Below are 17948 nucleotides of genomic sequence, written 5' to 3'. Positions count from 1 at the left end.
TCAGGGCCAAGTGATCGCATGCATGGTACCCGAACTTCGGCGCAAAGCGTCATTGGGTAAAATGGGAATGCGGAGATGGGGGATCCAATCAGGGACCCAAAGCCGCAGCCGCCCCCGCGACTGTAAGCGGCGAGCGTTTGGCACCAAGTCACTGGATCATCTGATCTGGGAAGACGTCAAAACGCTGCGACCCGCGAGCCAGGAGACCAGCCTTGCATATGTGAAGACCGATATTTGCCGTCGGGTGTGACGGCACAAAGGAGAAAAGACTATGACGACTCAAACGGCAACAATCGACCGCTCTGACAGCTCAGCAATGGGCCTCGCAATCGCAGTTCTTGCAGGTGTTTTCCTGTTGATGGCGTCCGGCATTGCACAAGCAACAGTTTTGCACGACGCAGCGCACGATCAGCGCCACGCGATGGCGTTTCCCTGCCACTAACGGCGGGGGCTTAACCGCCCAATGACCAAAAATTTGTTTACCAGCGCGGTGCTCGCTGGTGTTGCCGCAGGGTTGATTGCCGCTCTGCTGCAATTTACGTTTGTTATCCCTCATTTGCTTGAGGGTGAGCTTTACGAGACAGGCGAACGCATACATTTCGCCATCGACGGCTCGACCCAGTCGGACCGCGCGCAGCCTGCGATCGGGACGGATTTCGCGCGCCATGGCATGACGGTTGCCTTCAACATGATCACATATACGGGTTATGGTTTGATCCTGCTTGCGCTGATGATTTTCGCACATGACAAAGGTCATACACTGACCCCGCGCACAGGGCTCATCTGGGGTGTTGCGGGTTTCATCGCCGTGCAACTCGCACCCGGTATCGGTCAGCCTCCTGTGCTGCCCGGTGCAATCGGTTCCGAAGTCGGCCCGCGCCAAGCATGGTGGGCTTTAACCATCATTATCACCGCCATCGCACTTGCGCTCATCGCGTTTGGCAAAGGCTGGACGGCTCTTCTAAGCATTCCGCTGTTGCTCGCCCCGCACATCGTAGGCGCGCCCTATCTCGACACATATTTCGGCGTCGCCCCTCCTGAACTTGCAGCGCGTTTCGCAATGCTCAGCTTAGGAACTGCACTCGCCGGGTGGACAAGTCTTGGCTTCCTCGCCGCATGGTTCTGGACCCGATCCGATGACGCTTAAGCGTTCATTTAGGTACACGCCCGCTCAGGCAATGGCGCAACCGTCCCGCTGGGCGCGCATCTTCGATAGTGCCCCCCTCGGCGGTTCTATAAAGCTCGATCAGAGCCAAAGTGTCGTCAAGATCGCGCGCAGGATCGACCGAGTGGAACAGATACACATCCTTGCCCTCGCTCCGCAAAGCCAAAGAAACCGGCGTGTCGCATTGGTTCATGCAGGACGTCGTTTCAACGCACACACCCTCGCCCACACGCCCGCGCAACGCTTGCGCAAAGGCTTCCCCTTGTGGAGCCTCGCCCGCAACGGCACATGTGTCGCAAATGATAACGCGGGTCACTTCTCGCCATTCGTCGTCCAATCGGAGACCTCTTATGCCTGCTAAAATTCCTGCCACCGTCATCACTGGTTTTCTCGGCGCGGGCAAGACCACGCTGATCCGTCACATGCTAGAAAACGCCAAAGGCAAGCGCATCGCGCTTATCATTAACGAATTTGGCGACCTTGGCGTGGATGGCGACATCCTCAAAGGCTGCGGCGACGAGACTTGCACCGAGGATGACATCATGGAGCTGTCAAACGGATGCATCTGTTGCACTGTCGCGGATGATTTTGTCCCCACAATCGAAAAGCTGCTCGCCCGCGAGAACAAGCCGGATCACATCGTCATCGAAACCTCCGGTCTTGCCCTGCCCCAGCCGCTTATCCGCGCGTTCAACTGGCCCGAAATCTCCACCCAAGTTACCGTCGATGGCGTTGTGACCGTGGTGGATGGCAAAGCCGTGACCGAGGGCCGTTTCGCCCATAACGTTGCCGCAGTCGACGCCCAGCGCAAGTTGGACGAGAACCTCGATCACGAGACACCGCTCTCTGAGTTGTTCGAAGACCAGATCGCCTGCGCTGACATGATCGTGGTGAATAAATCCGACCTTCTCAGCCCTGATGAAGTGGACGCGCTTGCCGCGAAACTCAAATCTGAATCTCGCAAAGGCGTTCAGGTCGTCAAATCCACAATGGGCGCGTTGCCTGTTGACGTCCTACTTGGCCAAGGCAACAGCGCCGAAGGTGACATGGACGCACGACATGAAGTGCATCACCACCATCATGATCACGACGACGATCACCATGACGACCACCACGAGGATGATCACCACCACCATGACCACGATCACGACGCTTTCGAAAGTTTCGTCGTGGAGCGCGGTGAAATCACCGATGCAGCCGCGTTTGCTGAACAAGTCGCCGACATTATTCGCGCCCACGACATTTTGCGCCTTAAAGGTTTCGCAGCTGTCACAGGCAAGCCCATGCGCCTCACTCTACAAGCTGTTGGTCCGCGCGTTGACACCTATTTTGACAAGCCCTTTGGCAGCGACCCGCGCATCACCCGTCTTGTCGTCATCGGCCAAGCGGGCCTTGATCACACTGCCATCGAAACAGCTCTCAAAGCATAATGGTCGTCGTCGAACCCACCTCGCCACGCGCCAATGGCACGCAAGACTTGCTAGAACTGAGCCATGCGCTCATGCTCTCGCTCTTCTCGCCTGAGTCCTGTCATTTCTTGGATTTGGACGCGCTGGAAGCAGACAACATCCACCTGTTCGCCGCGCGGATCGGCCAAGACATCCTTGGCACAGGCGCGATTGCGATCAAAGATGGATACGGCGAGGTGAAATCGATGTTCACCCTAGAAGCAGCACGCGGCAAAGGCGTCGCCGCCGCCCTTTTGCGTCAGATCGAAGACACAGCGCGCGAACATGACCTACTCGCGCTCAAGCTCGAAACAGGTGATACTTTGCACGCTGCACACCGTCTTTATGAGCGCCACGGCTTCACATTCTGTGGCCCGTTCGGGGACTATGTCGCCGCCCCCGAAAGCCTGTTCATGGAAAAAACCCTTACGGAAGAAACCCCGTGAGCTTACGCCTTGCCAGCCTTTTCAGCTGCGTTTTTCTTCATCTGCTCAAGCATTTCTTCCTTGGTCAAACGGGTCTTGCCTCGCGCACGGCGGGGCGCGTGACCTTTGTGATCGTCATGCTTGTTATACGTGCTGTTGCCAAAATTCGACGTGTCGGGTTTGTTGCTGTTCATCTCAATTTCCTTTTGCTTGCGCCCCCAATGCACCAAGCGCGGCCCGCGCACAACTCATAGGTCTCAATCATGCACCTGCTCGCCGCCACCCCCGGTTCTATTGATGATGGTAAAGAACCTGTTGATCTGGGCCAAACCCCTGCCGATGTAGTGATCATTTCTGCGGCCGACACGGAACTCGCCGCGCTCTCGGACGCGCGTGCGCAAATCGATGCGCCGCCCACCCTGCGCCTCGCTTCGATGATGCACCTGATGCACCCCATGTCAGTGGACCTGCATATCGGCGAATGCGCATCCAAATCCAAACTTGTCATCGCGCGGGTACTTGGCGGTGTTGGCTACTGGAAATACGGGGCCGAACAATACGCTGCGCGCCTCCATGACGCTGGCGTTCCTTTGGCGCTGCTTCCCGGTGACGACAAGCCCGACGAGGAACTGCGCCGCCTCAGCACAGTCTCGGACGAAGATTACGACGCGCTCTGGGCCTACTGCGTCGAGGGCGGCCCCGAGAACGCGCAAAACCTGCTGCGCTACGCAAAATCCATGCTCGACGGCTCCGACAAACCCAGCGCGGCATCCCCGCTGTTACGCGCAGGCGTCTATTGGCCGGGCGCTGGCATTTCCGGCTTGTCCGCCGCCCAAGACGGCTGGACAGACGGTGCCCCAATCGTCCCCATCATCTTCTACCGTGCGCTTGTCCAAGGCGCAGGCCTACATCCCATCAACCGCTTGACCAAAGCGCTGCTCAAAGAAGGTCTCAACCCCCTCCCCCTCTTCGTGGCTTCGCTCAAAGACCCCGTCAGTGTCGCCACGCTCGAACAAGTCTTCACCGCAGCGCCGCCCTCCGTCATCCTCAACTGCACGTCCTTCGCGGTTGGCTCACCTCACGCAGGCGACAACAGCCCGAAGAACCCACTCACCATGCCCGCCGCCAACGACGCGCCAATCTTTCAAACCGTGCTCGCAGGATCGACCGAAGAAGCATGGGCCTCTGGCCTAACCGGCCTCTCGGGTCGTGACATCGCGATGAACGTGGCGCTACCAGAAGTAGATGGACGTATCCTTTCCAGAGCGATCTCTTTCAAAGGCGAGGCCTATTTCGACGAAGCAACCGAGTGCCCCATCGCCACATATCGCGCACAAGGCGACCGGATAGGTTTCGCCGCGAAACTTGCCGCCAATTGGGCCAAGCTACGTGGGGTATCTGCGGCAGATCGAAATGTCGCTTTGGTCCTCGCAAATTATCCCAACAAAGATGGCCGTCTTGCGAATGGCGTCGGTCTCGACACTCCTCAAGCAACGGTTAACACGCTGAACGCTCTAGCCGATGCGGGCTACAGCGTTGAAGATGCGCCGAGCGATAGCGACGTGCTGATGAAAACGATCATGTCTGGACCAACCAATTGGCTCACGGATCGCGCCGATAAAGAGGGTGGCGAAACGCTGCCTTTGGACATTTACCAAAAGCATTTCGACGCCCTCCCTTTCGATGTGAAGGAGCAGATCACAACCCGCTGGGGCGCGCCTGAAGATGATCCATTCCTCACACCCGATGGCTTCAAACTCTCTATCTTCAAACTCGGCAATGCCACCGTGGGTGTGCAACCCGCGCGCGGCTACAACATTGATCCGACAGACACATATCACTCGCCCGACCTCGCGCCGCCGCACAATTATCTCGCCTTTTACATCTGGCTGCGCCACGTCCAAGGTGCCCACGCGATTGTCCACATGGGCAAACACGGCAACCTCGAATGGCTTCCTGGCAAAGCGATTGCGCTCTCTGAGAACTGCATGCCCGAAGCCGTCTTTGGCCCCACGCCCCACATCTATCCATTCATCGTCAACGATCCCGGGGAAGGCACCCAAGCCAAGCGCCGTGCGCAGGCCGTGATCATCGACCACCTGACACCCCCTTTAGGGCGCGCCGAAACTTACGGTCCGCTCAAAGACCTCGAAGCCCTCGTCGACGAATACTATGAAGCCGCGGGCATCGACCCCCGCCGCATCGCGTATCTCCGCCGTGAAATCCTCAGCATGACCTCCTCCACGGGTCTCGACAAAGACGCGGGACTATCGGGCGACGACGAAGACGGCGATCTGGCCAAGCTCGACTCTTATCTCTGTGAACTCAAAGAAGCGCAGATCAGGGATGGTTTGCACATCTTTGGCAGCTCTCCATTGGGCGATCTAGAACGCGACCTCGCTATCGCCTTAGTGCGTGTTCCGCGTGGGGATGGCAAAGATGGAGACGCGTCTTTGATCCGCGCCCTTGCTACAGATTGCGGCGTCGATATCGACCCGCTCGATTGCGACATGGGAACAGCCTACACTGGCCCACGTCACAAGTTTCTTGAAAGCATGGGCACTGACACATGGCGCTCAAATGGCGACACGATTGAACGCCTCGAAATGCTCGCACAAAACGCAATCCAGTGGTCAGAAACACCTGAGCATTTCAAAGCCACCGCATTGGTTCTTGAAACCCTGCACAATGAAGTGATGCCCAACCTCCGCTCTTGCGGCCCTGCCGAAATGAACGGCCTTCTGACCGCACTCAACGGTAAATTCGTAGCGCCAGCCCCATCTGGTGCACCGACGCGCGGACGTCTTGATGTTCTCCCAACAGGGCGCAATTTCTTTTCCGTTGATAGCCGCGCGGTGCCGACCCCGACCGCATGGGCGCTCGGGTGGAAGTCCGCCAATCTGCTCATCGAAAAGCACCTGCAAACCCACGGCGATTGGCCGCGCACAATGCTGCTGACCGCTTGGGGCACTGCCAACATGCGTACAGGTGGCGACGACATCGCGCAGGCCCTTGCACTTATGGGAGTAAAGCCGAAATGGGACAGCGCCAACCGCCGTGTGACAGGGTTTGAAGTCCTTCCCGAAGGCGTGCTCGGGCGCCCCCGCGTGGACGTTACGTTGCGTATTTCGGGCTTTTTTCGCGATGCGTTTCCACAGCTTATCTCCCTTGTCGATAGCGTAGCCAAAGCCGTCATGGCGCTTGATGAATCCGAGGGTCAAAACCCAGCCGCTGCGCGCGCGAAGGCAGAGGGCAACACATCGCGCGTGTTCGGCTCCAAACCCGGCGCATATGGTGCAGGCTTGCAAGCCATGATCGACGAACGCCTTTGGGCCGACAAAGCCGACCTCGCCGAAGCTTATCTGGAATGGGGCAGCTACGCTTATGGCGCAGGTGTTGAGGGCGAGCGGGATCGCGCTGGGTTCGAAACACGCCTCAAACAAACAGAAGCCATCGTGCAGAACCAAGACAACCGCGAACACGACATTCTCGATAGCGACGATTATTATCAATTTGAGGGCGGTGCCGCAGCAGCCGTCAGCACGCTTCAAGGCCAAGACCGCCCGATCTATCACAACGATCATTCCCGCCCTGAGCGCCCCGTGATCCGCACGTTGGATGAAGAGATCGGCCGTGTCGTGCGCTCGCGCGTGGTGAACCCCAAGTGGATCGACGGCGTCAAACGCCACGGCTATAAAGGCGCGTTCGAAATGGCAGCAACAGTCGACTATCTTTTCGCCTTCGCCGCCACGACTGGGGCCGTGAAAAACCACCACTTCGATCTGGTTGACTCCGCCTTCCTAGAGGACGATGAGACCCGCGAATTCATCGCCGATCATAACCCATCGGCGTTGATAGAAATGGCCGAACGCTTTCAAGAGGCGATTGATCGTGGCCTCTGGATCCCCCGATCAAACTCGGCCCGCGCCCGCATCACAGAAATTTTAGCCCCCTCCGAGCCCTCTTTTGACTAAGGTAGCCACAGCACTCTCGTCGCAAAAATGCGCACATCAAAAGGGGCCTGTATGCTCGCATCTTTGACCAAAATCATCTTTGTGCTTTTCGCGCTTACTGCGCTGGTCGCCTGCGCGCAACATGTGCGCAATTCGGGAAGCTCAGGACTTGCCTCAAAACCAGAGGGTGCCCTGCGTGTTGCGACACATAACGTACACTACATCTGGCTAGGTAAAGACGACGGCGCGTGGTCCGTGGCCGATTGGGAGCGACGCAAAGCCGCGATGGACGCCGCGTTCAAAACCATCGATGCGGATCTGATCGCCTTTCAGGAGATGGAAAGCTTTGATTTTGGCAGTGACCGAAATATCAATCTGACACGCGATTGGCTCACTTCGCAAAACTCGGATTACGCGCTGGCAGCGCACGGCCCTGCCGAAACCTTCCCCCCAACTCAGCCGATCTTCTACCGCAAGGATCGCTTGAACATGTTGGACCAAGGCTGGTTCTTTTTCTCGGACACACCAGACGTGATATATTCGCGCACGTTCAACGGCTCGTTCCCCGCCTTCGCGTCTTGGGCCATGATGCAAGATCGCAAAAGTGGCGCACAGTTCTACGCCATCAATCTTCATTTCGAGTTCAAAAGCGCCACCAACCGCCAGCTATCCGCAGCGCTCGTTGCCAAACGCATTGCACCTTGGATTAGCGAAGGTACGCCCGTGATCTTGCTTGGCGATCTCAACGCACGCAAAGGGGCCAAAACGCTGCAAATTCTTGGGGCCGCTGGCATCACCTTCGCCCCTGTCAAAGGCGCGACCTATCACCTTAATCGCGGCGCAAACCTGTTTGGTGCAATCGATCACATCGGCGTCGCAAACGGCACGACACCCCTAAGCGCCCCAATGGTATTGCGTGAGACATTCGATGGCGTGTGGCCCTCGGATCATTATCCTGTCGCGCTAGACCTGCGCTTGCCCTAAGTTGACCAAAACGAAAAGGATTTCCCGATGAGTGCTGATAGCGAACGTCACGCGATGAAGATGGCCAAGAAGAAGGCCGCACGCGACAAAATCATGGCCACCAAGACCGATGAAAAAGGTCTGATCGTCATTCATACGGGTAAAGGTAAGGGCAAAAGTTCAGCCGCCTTCGGGATGATCTTCCGCCACATCGCCCATGACATGCAATGCGCCGTGGTGCAGTTCATCAAGGGCGGGATGAGCACGGGCGAGCGTGATCTGATCCTTGGCAAATTTTCCGACATTTGCTCGTTCCACACGATGGGCGAAGGGTTCACATGGGAAACCCAAGACCGCGATCGGGACACCGAAATGGCGCAGGCCGCTTGGGAAAAAGCCAAAGAGCTGATCCGCGACGAGAGCAACAAAATGGTGTTACTCGACGAGATCAACATCGCACTACGCTATGATTATATCGACGTGAACGACGTGGTGACGTTCTTGGTGGAAGAGAAACCACCGATGACCCACGTTGTGATGACAGGCCGCAATGCGAAGGATGACTTGATCGAGATTGCCGATCTGGTGACAGAGATGGAGCTGGTGAAGCATCCGTTCAGATCAGGGGTTAAGGCGCAGATTGGGGTGGAGTTTTAAGTATTTAACGCCTTCAAAACAGTCGCGGCTTGGAAAGCATCTTTAAACTTTGATGTTGAAGAGAAATAGGTGCTGCCTTCAGAAACCAGACCGTCTAAAGCGCACGCATTCAGCATAATTGTTGCAACATTGGAATTTATTTTTAACTTACCTGCAATCGAAGCTATGTCTGATTTTCTCAAATCATCGTCGTCATCAGAACTATTCTTCAAAGCTACCAGCAAATCAACCAATTCAATGTTGCGTTCGATTTCGCCAGAAAGCTTTTTCAACAAACCTATTGTCACTGGAGCTTTTATTTTTTTCTCTAGAATATTCGATGGATTTGATGATTCCTTCTCTGCATTGCTCACCTTTCCACGTAGAGTTTCTAGTTCCTTAAGAGTCTGACTGTTCATTACTTTATCGCCTCGAACCCAACCATCTTTTGGAAACCTTCGTTGCGCATCTTGCAATGCAAATACCGTTTCTATCAAAATGTCTTGCGGCGAAGTCCAAAATTTGACCAATTTGCCCTTCATCAACTTTGTGCGAAACGCTTCTAGCTTTTCCCGCCCGACATCCGTCTGCTCAATAAACTCCCCTTTCAACTCATTGAACGGATCCTTATGCAGCAACCGAATAACAGGCTTGCCCGTCTCCACCGCATAGTCATACTCCATCTCCGTATAGCTCAACCCCGTGTCAGGATGGATCGAGCCATAGCGCCCAGCGGATATCAAAATGTAGTAATCCGACTGATCAATCACCGTCTTGATGAACTCGAACTGCTCTTCATCCGCAGCCGGAAACAGCTCCATCCCAGCGGGAAAGCAATCCGCCCTCAGCAAAGCCTGCGACACCTCTTGGCGCGCGCCCTGCAAATCCTGAAACGTCGAACTGATAAAAACCTGATACCGCTTTTCCAAATCACTTGCCCTCAAACGCATTTACGACAAGATGCACACAACCTCGAGCAGAGACAAGGAATGAGCGACCCGCATGCCACCCCCCATACCCATAGCTGCGTTTGATATCGACCCCGACGGCTCCGCGCAGGCTATCGACCTTTCGGCGCGCGCGTCTAAGCGTTGTTGGCGCTGGACGCACTTTGATCTGGCAGACCCCCATCTCGCAGACTGGCTCACAACCCAAGTTGATCCATTGATCGCCAAAGCCCTACTTGCCGCCGAAACGCGCCCGAGGGTTGATGCGTTCGACGAGGGTTTGATTGTCACGTTAAGGGGCGTCAATTTGAACCCTGACGCGGACCCAGAGGACATGGTGTCTCTACGTTTGTGGGTGACGCCAACGCAGATAATCACTGTGCGCAAACGTCGCTTGATGGCGCTCGACGCGCTGCGCCAACAGGCCGAAAAGGGCACAGCCCCCGCATCACCCGCGGCCTTCCTGTCAGCGTTAGTCGATGGATTATGCCACAGGATCGAAGTGGTCTCGCTACAGTTCGAGGAAATGGTGGACGCGCTTGAGGAAAGCTCGCTCAACGCGGATCAAAACACGTCAAAAGAGTGCCTCGCTCTGCGCCAATCTATCATCAAACTACGCCGATTTGTTGGGCCACAACGCGAGGCAGTCGAACGTCTCGCCACGGATGTGACAGGCATATTGCAGGCCACGCATTCAAACCACCTGCGCGAAGCCGCCAACAGAACCGCGCGCACGGTCGAGGCGTTAGATGCATCCCGCGACAGGCTGATGGCGATCCAAGAACACGTCGATGCCCACAGCGCGATGACCCTTGGGCGTAACAGCTACGTGCTCTCGGTTATGGCCGCGATCTTCCTGCCGCTCGGGTTTTTAACCGGCCTGTTCGGCGTGAACGTCGCGGGCATGCCAGGGACAGAATGGATCTGGGCTTTCGCGGCCCTCACAGCACTATCCACCGCGATTGGTATCGCACTTTACGCCGTCTTTCGCTGGCGCGGCTGGCTCTGAACAAGGATGATACGATGAAACAACGCCTCCTCACTGAATTCGGCCAAGGCGCATCTCTGCGTCGGCAAGACTATACCCAAGCTGCGCGCCGAGCCCTCCAAGATGCGCTTTGGCACAATTCCATCAACCTCGCGGAACTCTTCGGCAAAGAAAAAGAAGCGATGCTAATTGATGTAGAAGTGGGCGTGCAACAGCCCGAGCAACTCGACACAGACGCGCTCAAAGACATCTTTCCATATGGTCAAATCTCTATCAACGTGACCAAAGGCGGCCTTGATGTGCCGCGCCCTGATGGCAACCCGACCGTCATCGCCACTGTCGCGATCAACGTGTCTCTCGATTTGGAGCCAGCCACATGACCGATCAACGCTTCATCATCGAAATGGGTTCCGGCAACGATCAATACGGGATGGACTACACCAAAGCCGCCGCCCGCGCGATCGAGGATGCGATCCGCCACTCCTCCATCCCCATGCTCGCGGCGCGCGGCATCCCTCACACCGACATGCGCGTACAAGTTACCATTGGTGTACAAGAACCTGACAAGCTCGACACCGACGCTCTCAAAGACAAGCTCCCACGCGGCACCACGACGATCACTGCCACCCACGGCGGCCTCAATGTCACCAACCCAGACACTGGCGACACGATCGTCATCGCCACCGCTGCCGTCGAAGCTTTCCTTCCGAAACAAACTTAATCTTCATCTTTCCAGATAAACTTCGGGGGTTTGGGGGCTGGCCCCCATCCAACGCTTGCTGCACATACATTGCGGTCATATAACTTGACCAATCAGCAAGAAAGCCGCGCATGCCCTTCCGCCCCGTTGAACCAGAGAAACTCTCAACTGCTGTCATTCGCCAGATCGAAGACCTGATCCTGCGCGGAATTTTGCGCCCAGGCGAGCGACTTCCTTCGGAGCGTGAACTCTCCGAACGTCTCAGCGTCTCGCGCCCCTCTTTGCGCGACGCGATTGCGAGTTTGCAAGACGACGGCCTTCTCACCAGCAAAGCCGGTGCAGGTGTTTTCGTCGCAGACGTGCTTGGTTCGGCGTTTTCGCCTGCGCTCACCAGCCTGTTTGCGCGCCATGACGATGCGGTGTTCGATTACCTATCGTTTCGGCGTGACATGGAGGGGCTCGCGGCAGAGCGCGCCGCAAAACTTGGCTCACAGACTGATCTTGACGTGATCAACACCGTTTTCATCAAGATGCAAAGCGCCCATGAAAAGAACATTCCCGAAGAAGAAGCCCAGCTTGATGCGGACTTTCACTTGGCCATTATCGAGGCGAGCCATAACGTGATCATGCTGCACATGATGCGCTCTATGTATCAATTGTTGCGCGAAGGCGTGTTTTACAATCGCCAAATTATTTTCAAACAACGCACGACGCGCGATGCGCTTTTAGAACAGCATGCCAAGATAAACGCAGCCCTCCAAGCGCGCGATCCACAGAGCGCGCGTAATGCCATCGTAGCGCATTTGACCTTCGTTGAGGGATCATTACGCGACGATGTGAAAGCCCAAGCAAACGAGATTATCGCGCAGCAGCGATATGAACACGAAAACGCAAGAGGTCGTAAATGAAAGTAGCTCTCGTCACAGGTGCCGCACGCGGGATTGGCCTTGCCACCACGAAACAATTCCTCGCGAAAGGCTGGCGTGTTGCGATGGTGGATTGGGATGGCGATGAGCTGGCGTTAAGCGCGAAGAGCCTCGAGAACGTCATAACACTCGATCACGATATCGCGCAAACGCAGGACGTGGCGCGCATCGTTTCCAAAACGCTCGAGGCTTTTGGCCAGATCGACGCATTGGTCAACAACGCAGGCGTCGCGGATTTTGGACCTATTGAAGAGACCGATTACGAGCGCTGGCGCAGGATCATGTCCATCAACCTCGATGGCACATTTTTGCTCTCCCAAGCAGCCACGGATGCGCTCAAGGTGACCAAAGGGGCGATTGTAAATATCGGCTCTATCTCTGGTCTACGTGCGTCCACGTTGCGGGTCGCTTACGGCACTTCCAAAGCGGCCGTGATCCACCTAACCAAGCAGCAAGCCGCAGAACTTGGCGAATACGGCATCCGCGCCAATTGCGTCTGCCCCGGACCTGTGCGCACCAAACTCGCAATGGCTGTTCATACGCAAGTGATCATTGACAGTTATCACGACGCGATTCCGCTCAATCGCTATGGAACAGAGGACGAAATCGCGTCTGTGATCACCTTCCTTTGCTCGGCTGAAGCGTCTTACGTGACGGGTCAGATCATCGCATCCGATGGCGGTTTTGAAAGCACAGGCGTTGGCCTGCCAGCGTTGCGCACATGATCATTCGCCGCGAAACGCCGCAAGATATCGACGCGATCTATCGACTGACCGCCGACGCCTTTGCGCCGCTCGCGATGAGTGATGGATCCGAGCCGGACATCATCAACGGTTTACGCGACAACGGTGCCTTGCGCGTTTCATTGGTAGCTGAAGAAGACGGTAAGATTGTCGGACATGGCGCATTATCGCCTGTCACAATTAAGGGACACAGCAATTGGTTCGGCCTTGGCCCTATCGCGGTGCACCCTGAACGTCAAAAACAAGGGATAGGTAGCGCATTGATGAAACACGCTCTCGCTGAGCTGGAAGCGATTGACGCGTGTGGCTGTGTGTTGGTCGGCAATCCCGACTATTACAGACGTTTTGGGTTCGCATCGAACGGCGCGCTGACTTATTTCGACACACCCACAAAATACGTGCAGTTCGTGGTGCTACGTGGGTCCGAACCGCGTGGTGAGATTGGCTACGACGATGCATTCGGCGGGGCTTAGTCAGAGGCTTAGCCGCCCAGCTGCGGTTTCATCGCTTGGAAGATCACAGCTGTCGCAACATTGGCGAGATTGAGCGAACGGACTTTTTCGCTGAGCATCGGCAGATGGAAGGTGCGGTCTTTCATATCGTCTAAGATTGAGGGCGGCAGGCCTGCGGATTCACAGCCGAAGATAAGATAGCCATCCGGGTCATAGTCGGGTTCATAAAGGCTCTGTTCACCGTGTTCTTCAAAGAAATAAAGCTGATCCCGCTTAGGCTGGCGCGCGTTTAAGAAGCTCTGCCAATCATCGTACTGCGTGAGGTTCACGTGTTTCCAATAATCCGTCCCCGCGCGGCGTACGGATTTTTCGTCGAGCGAGAAACCCAGTGGTTTGATCAAGATCAGCTCTAGGTTCAGTGCCACACACGTTCGTCCGATGGCCCCTGTGTTCCATGGGATTTCTGGCGTGACGAGCACGATTTTCATGTTGGGTTGGGACATATTGAAAGCGACTTTCTAGAGCGCGAAGGTACTTCGTCTTAACCCATTGCTGCTTTAGCTCAACGGCAAAACCATACCAGCCCTGCAAATTACATCAGCCTCAACGCTTTGAACCAACCGCCAATAGGAGAAACACTTTACTTTGGGTTGTATGATGCCGTCTGTTAGTAGAGGGTGCCACGATGTCCAATCGCAAGGAAGTGCTATGCCCATCCTGCTACTGAACGGCTTTATGACAATTGTCGCGCACACTGACGACGACTTGTTGTTTATGAACCCCGACATTGCCACCTCTATCGCGGACGGGAATGTTGCAACGACCGTTTTTGTAACTGCCGGTGATGCGGGGCTAGATGATTGGTACTGGCAAGGACGCGAAGAAGGGATCAAAGCCGCCTATGCCGTCATGGCTGGCGAAGATGATTGGGTCGATGAAGTTGTGCCGATTGAGCAGAACGGCGCTGACTACAACATTGCTTCCTCATTCTTGGAGAGCGCGCCAGAGGTGCGGCTGTACTTTATGCGTATTCCTGACGGGGGCGGGTTCATCGAAGATCCGCTAGATTTTGAAACACTTGCGCGGCTTGAAGATGGGACGCGCTTGTCCGTCGACACGATTGATGAAGCAACCACCTATACGCGCGCTGATGTGGTGAATGTTCTTGCAGGATTGATGGAAGCACATGACCCTACAGCGTTTCGCTTGCAAGTGGCTGAAGGTGACGGCGCAAACGGCGAACACACCGATCATGTTCACGCCACCGAATTCGCGCTCGAAGCTATGGATGAGTTCAGCGGTGATACCTACAGCGTCGCCCACTATGTGAACTACCAGACAGAGACCCTCGCGCCGAACCTTACGCCCGAAGAAGCCGCCTATTCTATGGAAATCATGCAAGCCTACGCGGCACATGATCCTGCCGTTCTGGATGCAGACGGAAATTTGCTGCCAATCTACGTCGCATGGACGATGCGCCAATATGTGGACGAGACCTATGTTGTTTCAGACAATGAGCCGGACACTGAAAGCTCGTTTTCACTGGGTGATGAGCCTGACAATTTTTACTTTGAGATTGATCCACAAACAGGTGAGCTCACGCCAAAAGACTGGTTCACTGCAAATCGAACCGACGCTTGGGACGAAGATGAAGATTTCATCTACAATGTGACGCGCATCACAACTCCGAGCGATGGAAGTCCAGCAACAACAGAATTGCTCCGGTATGAAGAACAATCGGATGGGCCTTTGGTCCTGCTGGGCGATGCAGATGTAGATGACGAGCCCGAAGATGACGGGCCTGCAGAGGATGATCCAAGCGAAGACGATCCAATTGAGGATGATCCCACCGATAGTGATCCTGAGGAAGACGACCCTATCGAGGATGAGCCAGATGACGAAGGTCCTGCTGATGAGGATCCTCAACCAGCGCAATCGAGCTTTTCTTTGGGCGATCACCCGGACAATTTCTATTTCAACATCGACACTGAAACAGGGGAAATCACGACTAAAGGGTGATTCTCTCCGAGTTTGCTAGATGCATGGGACGCGGATGAAGATTACATCTACGACGTCACACGCATCGAAACCCCGAACGATGGCAGCCCGCCTACAACCGAGCTTGTTCAATACGACACCGAAGCTGAGGGCGTTCTGACAATACTGGACGAGTCTTTGCCAACCGGTGATCCCGACGTCGACGAGGATCCGATGGATGACGATACAGATCCAACGGATCCAACCGAGGATGATACGACAGGAGAAGACCCAGCTGACGACGAACCAACTGGCGATGATCCAACACCGACGCTTACGTATCAACTTTCCGGCTCTGACGCCTTTTTGTTTGAGATGGATAGCACGAACGGCGATGTCAGCACGAAAGACTGGTTCACCCCCGATTTTGCCGATGCATGGGATCAAGATGAGAACAACATCTACGAGATCACCCGCACAGGTTTCGATCAGACGGACACTGTCGCATCCCGTGAATTCATCCGCTACGAAGTGTTACGCACAAATGAGTTGATACTGGTTTCAAGCGATGATGATATTTTGTTGCCTTTGATGGGAGGGTACGCGGAGGATAGTCCTGACCAAGCAGAATTGGACGACGTTCAAGAGCTGCTCGACGCATAGGACGCATTCAACAGGCCTGCTCACCCCTCCAACTCCGCCGCCAAGAACCGCTCGAACGCATCCATGTCCAGCTCTTCGAACTGACCAAAGCTTTGCATCCACACGGATGCGTCTTTCATAGCGTTGGGTTCAATCTTGCACCATTTCACGCGGCCGCGCTTTTCTTGGGTGATCAGGCCGGCTTTCGACAAGATACCAAGGTGTTTGGAAATAGCGGTCAGGGACATCTCGAAAGGCTCGGCCACATCGGTGACAGCCATGTCATCCTCTAGCAGCATCGACAGGATCGCGCGGCGGGTGGGGTCAGCAAGGGCAGCGAAGGTGGTGTCGAGAGTTTGGCTCATGCAGCCATAAACGCAAAGCGGCGATATTCGTCAACCAAATGGTTGAATATGGATAAGGCGCTGAATTGGCCAATACTGAGGGTGTGCAGAACTGTCGCAGGCCGGAAAATTATTGAATTTCTTAAACTTAACAGAGACTTACATAACGCATCCGCTCTCTTGACTCGGAGCGCTACCAGACATAGCACTCACTAGAACTTCGTGGGTAGGATTTGACCCGTTGACCGAACCTGACAATCAAGACCGTCTCAAGCAATTGGACGACCGGATCGCCAAGGTGAAAGCAGCGAGCACGCCAAAACCTGCCTCGGAGGAGCACTATAGTCAGGCTCAACAAGGCTGGCGCATGGTGACAGAGCTCGTAGCCGGTCTTGGGATCGGTTTTGGCATCGGATACGGATTGGATGTGCTCTTTGGCACGCTGCCGATTTTCATGGTGCTGTTTATAATGTTGGGTCTCGCGGCCGGTATCAAAACGATGATGCGCACCGCACAAGAGATCCAAGACCAACAAATGTCTGCTCAAGCGGACGCGCAGAAAGAGGACTGAAGCATGGCTGAGGAAAAAGGCGGACTTGTTTTCCACCCAATGGATCAGTTCATCATCAAACCTTTGTTTGGCGATGGCCCGATTGGTATGTTCACAATCACGAACATGACGCTCTGGCTGGCGCTCGCTGCGGTATGCGTCATCGGCTTGTTGGTCATCGGCACATCGCGCCGCGCGGTCATCCCTGGTCGTGCACAATCGATCGCAGAGATGATGTACGGTTTCGTCTACAAGATGGTCGAAGACGTAACAGGCAAAGACGGGATCAAATACTTCCCATATATCTTTACACTGTTCATCTTCATTCTTTTTTCTAACTTCCTTGCTCTGATCCCGATGTCGTTTTCACCAACATCACACATCGCGGTTACAGCGGTTCTGGGTTTCGGCGTCTTCTTCGTTGTGACAGCCATCGGCTTTATCAAGAATGGCGTAGGCTTTTTGGGTCTGTTCTGGGTGTCTAGCGCACCGCTTGCTCTGCGTCCGGTTCTCGCACTGATCGAGGTTATCTCTTACTTTGTTCGCCCTGTAAGCCACTCCATTCGTTTGGCTGGCAACGTCATGGCGGGCCACGCGGTTCTGAAGGTTTTTGCAGGTTTCGCTGCGCTGACAGCAGTCGCGCCATTGTCGATCCTTGGTGTTGTCGCGATTTACGGCCTCGAAGTGCTGGTGTCCGCGATCCAGGCCTACGTCTTTACTATCCTGACATGCGTTTACCTAAAGGACGCATTGCACCCGTCTCACTAACTAATGTGGGTGCGTGACATCACGCACTCTACACATCTACCTAAACTTCCAATCGTAAGGAGAAATACTATGGAAGGCGATCTCGCACACATCGGCGCAGGACTTGCAGCAATCGGTTCCGGCGCAGCCGCTATCGGTGTTGGTAACGTAGCAGGCAACTTCTTGGCTGGCGCATTGCGCAACCCATCCGCTGCTGCTGGTCAGACAGCAACACTCTTCATCGGCATCGCGTTCGCAGAAGCACTGGGCATCTTTGCATTCCTAGTCTCCCTTCTGCTTATGTTCGCAGTCTAAGCCGACTGATCTAATCCTTACGCGCGG

The 17948-nt window shown here is 55.2% G+C and carries 23 protein-coding genes and 1 riboswitch; of the genes, 18 read left to right on the top strand and 5 right to left on the bottom strand.

Translation table 11 applies throughout. The features are described 5' to 3' along the window. Window positions 1-6: 6 nt before the first annotated feature. Window positions 7-229: riboswitch (cobalamin riboswitch) on the top strand. 42 nt (window positions 230-271) lie between these two features. Both PFRI_RS09200 and PFRI_RS09195 read left to right on the top strand, forming a co-directional pair. Beyond that, the gene (locus PFRI_RS09200) at window positions 272-442 is read left to right on the top strand and encodes a CbtB domain-containing protein (protein WP_072630408.1); all 171 of its coding nucleotides are present in this window, start codon (window positions 272-274) and stop codon (window positions 440-442) included. A gap of 21 nt (window positions 443-463) precedes the next feature. Beyond that, window positions 464-1147, top strand: coding sequence for a CbtA family protein (locus tag PFRI_RS09195; protein ID WP_072630407.1), 684 nt, complete (start codon window positions 464-466; stop codon window positions 1145-1147). A gap of 4 nt (window positions 1148-1151) precedes the next feature. Here PFRI_RS09195 and PFRI_RS09190 read toward each other — a convergent pair whose 3' ends face one another. Beyond that, window positions 1152-1502: a DUF1636 family protein gene (locus tag PFRI_RS09190; protein WP_245812331.1), complete on the bottom strand. Its 351-nt coding sequence runs from the start codon at window positions 1500-1502 to the stop codon at window positions 1152-1154. Window positions 1503-1515: 13 nt separating this feature from the next. Between PFRI_RS09190 and cobW the strand changes: the two genes are divergently transcribed. Both cobW and PFRI_RS09180 read left to right on the top strand, forming a co-directional pair. Then, the gene (gene cobW / locus PFRI_RS09185; protein WP_072630406.1) at window positions 1516-2595 is read left to right on the top strand and encodes a cobalamin biosynthesis protein CobW; all 1080 of its coding nucleotides are present in this window, start codon (window positions 1516-1518) and stop codon (window positions 2593-2595) included. After that, entirely contained in the window at window positions 2595-3059 is a 465-nt protein-coding gene (locus PFRI_RS09180; RefSeq protein ID WP_072630405.1) for a GNAT family N-acetyltransferase, read from the top strand. Before cobW ends, PFRI_RS09180 begins: the two co-directional genes overlap by 1 nt. Before the next feature lie 2 nt (window positions 3060-3061). On the opposite strand, the gene PFRI_RS21365 is transcribed toward PFRI_RS09180, so the two are convergent. Continuing rightward, window positions 3062-3232, bottom strand: coding sequence for a hypothetical protein (locus PFRI_RS21365; protein WP_170124823.1), 171 nt, complete (start codon window positions 3230-3232; stop codon window positions 3062-3064). A 69-nt stretch (window positions 3233-3301) separates the two neighbouring features. Here PFRI_RS21365 and cobN point away from each other — a divergent pair, with 69 nt between their 5' ends. From cobN to cobO, 3 genes are read left to right on the top strand one after another with little or no spacing between them, the layout of a single operon-like run. Beyond that, window positions 3302-7012: a cobaltochelatase subunit CobN gene (gene cobN, locus PFRI_RS09170; RefSeq protein ID WP_072630403.1), complete on the top strand. Its 3711-nt coding sequence runs from the start codon at window positions 3302-3304 to the stop codon at window positions 7010-7012. A 51-nt stretch (window positions 7013-7063) separates the two neighbouring features. Next, window positions 7064-7975 (top strand): endonuclease/exonuclease/phosphatase family protein, encoded by a 912-nt coding sequence (locus tag PFRI_RS09165; protein ID WP_072630402.1) that lies wholly within the window; start codon window positions 7064-7066, stop codon window positions 7973-7975. Window positions 7976-8002: 27 nt separating this feature from the next. Then, on the top strand, window positions 8003-8611 hold the full coding sequence (gene cobO / locus PFRI_RS09160; RefSeq protein ID WP_072630401.1) for a cob(I)yrinic acid a,c-diamide adenosyltransferase: 609 nt from the start codon (window positions 8003-8005) through the stop codon (window positions 8609-8611). On the opposite strand, the gene PFRI_RS09155 is transcribed toward cobO, so the two are convergent. Further along, window positions 8608-9519, bottom strand: a complete 912-nt coding sequence (locus tag PFRI_RS09155) for a DUF4062 domain-containing protein (protein WP_072630400.1) — start codon at window positions 9517-9519, stop codon at window positions 8608-8610. The genes cobO and PFRI_RS09155 overlap by 4 nt on opposite strands. 73 nt (window positions 9520-9592) lie before the next feature. Here PFRI_RS09155 and PFRI_RS09150 point away from each other — a divergent pair, with 73 nt between their 5' ends. The 6 genes from PFRI_RS09150 (at window position 9593) to PFRI_RS09125 (ending at window position 13367) form a co-directional block, all read left to right on the top strand. Then, window positions 9593-10546: a zinc transporter ZntB gene (locus tag PFRI_RS09150; RefSeq protein WP_072630399.1), complete on the top strand. Its 954-nt coding sequence runs from the start codon at window positions 9593-9595 to the stop codon at window positions 10544-10546. A 14-nt stretch (window positions 10547-10560) separates the two neighbouring features. Beyond that, window positions 10561-10905 (top strand): Lin0512 family protein, encoded by a 345-nt coding sequence (locus tag PFRI_RS09145; protein ID WP_072630398.1) that lies wholly within the window; start codon window positions 10561-10563, stop codon window positions 10903-10905. Continuing rightward, the gene (locus PFRI_RS09140; RefSeq protein WP_072630397.1) at window positions 10902-11246 is read left to right on the top strand and encodes a Lin0512 family protein; all 345 of its coding nucleotides are present in this window, start codon (window positions 10902-10904) and stop codon (window positions 11244-11246) included. The genes PFRI_RS09145 and PFRI_RS09140 overlap by 4 nt, the downstream gene beginning before the upstream one ends. Before the next feature lie 110 nt (window positions 11247-11356). Continuing rightward, window positions 11357-12133: a FadR/GntR family transcriptional regulator gene (locus PFRI_RS09135; protein ID WP_072630396.1), complete on the top strand. Its 777-nt coding sequence runs from the start codon at window positions 11357-11359 to the stop codon at window positions 12131-12133. Then, entirely contained in the window at window positions 12130-12876 is a 747-nt protein-coding gene (locus PFRI_RS09130; RefSeq protein ID WP_072630395.1) for an SDR family NAD(P)-dependent oxidoreductase, read from the top strand. The genes PFRI_RS09135 and PFRI_RS09130 overlap by 4 nt, the downstream gene beginning before the upstream one ends. Next, window positions 12873-13367 (top strand): GNAT family N-acetyltransferase, encoded by a 495-nt coding sequence (locus PFRI_RS09125; protein WP_072630394.1) that lies wholly within the window; start codon window positions 12873-12875, stop codon window positions 13365-13367. Before PFRI_RS09130 ends, PFRI_RS09125 begins: the two co-directional genes overlap by 4 nt. Before the next feature lie 8 nt (window positions 13368-13375). On the opposite strand, the gene PFRI_RS09120 is transcribed toward PFRI_RS09125, so the two are convergent. After that, the gene (locus tag PFRI_RS09120) at window positions 13376-13849 is read right to left on the bottom strand and encodes a tRNA (cytidine(34)-2'-O)-methyltransferase (protein ID WP_072630393.1); all 474 of its coding nucleotides are present in this window, start codon (window positions 13847-13849) and stop codon (window positions 13376-13378) included. Between the two features lie 205 nt (window positions 13850-14054). Here PFRI_RS09120 and PFRI_RS20940 point away from each other — a divergent pair, with 205 nt between their 5' ends. Further along, complete coding sequence (locus PFRI_RS20940) at window positions 14055-15365, top strand: PIG-L family deacetylase (RefSeq protein ID WP_170124822.1); 1311 nt, start codon at window positions 14055-14057, stop codon at window positions 15363-15365. 12 nt (window positions 15366-15377) lie between these two features. Then, a complete protein-coding gene (locus PFRI_RS09105; protein ID WP_072630392.1) occupies window positions 15378-15986 on the top strand; it encodes a hypothetical protein in 609 nt (202 codons plus the stop codon). A gap of 20 nt (window positions 15987-16006) precedes the next feature. Here the strand turns inward: PFRI_RS09105 and PFRI_RS09100 are convergent, their stop codons facing one another. Then, window positions 16007-16330 carry an ArsR/SmtB family transcription factor gene (locus tag PFRI_RS09100; protein WP_072630391.1) on the bottom strand — a complete coding sequence of 108 codons (324 nt, stop codon included), beginning with the start codon at window positions 16328-16330 and terminating at the stop codon, window positions 16007-16009. Between the two features lie 220 nt (window positions 16331-16550). Between PFRI_RS09100 and PFRI_RS09095 the strand changes: the two genes are divergently transcribed. The 3 genes from PFRI_RS09095 to PFRI_RS09085 all read left to right on the top strand — a co-directional run bounded on the left by PFRI_RS09095 (window position 16551) and on the right by PFRI_RS09085 (window position 17921). Continuing rightward, the gene (locus tag PFRI_RS09095) at window positions 16551-16880 is read left to right on the top strand and encodes an AtpZ/AtpI family protein (protein WP_072630390.1); all 330 of its coding nucleotides are present in this window, start codon (window positions 16551-16553) and stop codon (window positions 16878-16880) included. A 3-nt stretch (window positions 16881-16883) separates the two neighbouring features. Continuing rightward, entirely contained in the window at window positions 16884-17627 is a 744-nt protein-coding gene (locus tag PFRI_RS09090) for a F0F1 ATP synthase subunit A (protein WP_072630389.1), read from the top strand. Window positions 17628-17696: 69 nt separating this feature from the next. Further along, window positions 17697-17921 (top strand): F0F1 ATP synthase subunit C, encoded by a 225-nt coding sequence (locus tag PFRI_RS09085; RefSeq protein ID WP_072630388.1) that lies wholly within the window; start codon window positions 17697-17699, stop codon window positions 17919-17921. Window positions 17922-17948 lie beyond the last annotated feature (27 nt).

This window comes from Planktotalea frisia (assembly GCF_001890925.1).
Classification (GTDB): domain Bacteria; phylum Pseudomonadota; class Alphaproteobacteria; order Rhodobacterales; family Rhodobacteraceae; genus Planktotalea; species Planktotalea frisia.
This window is presented reverse-complemented; position numbering and strand designations above follow the sequence as displayed.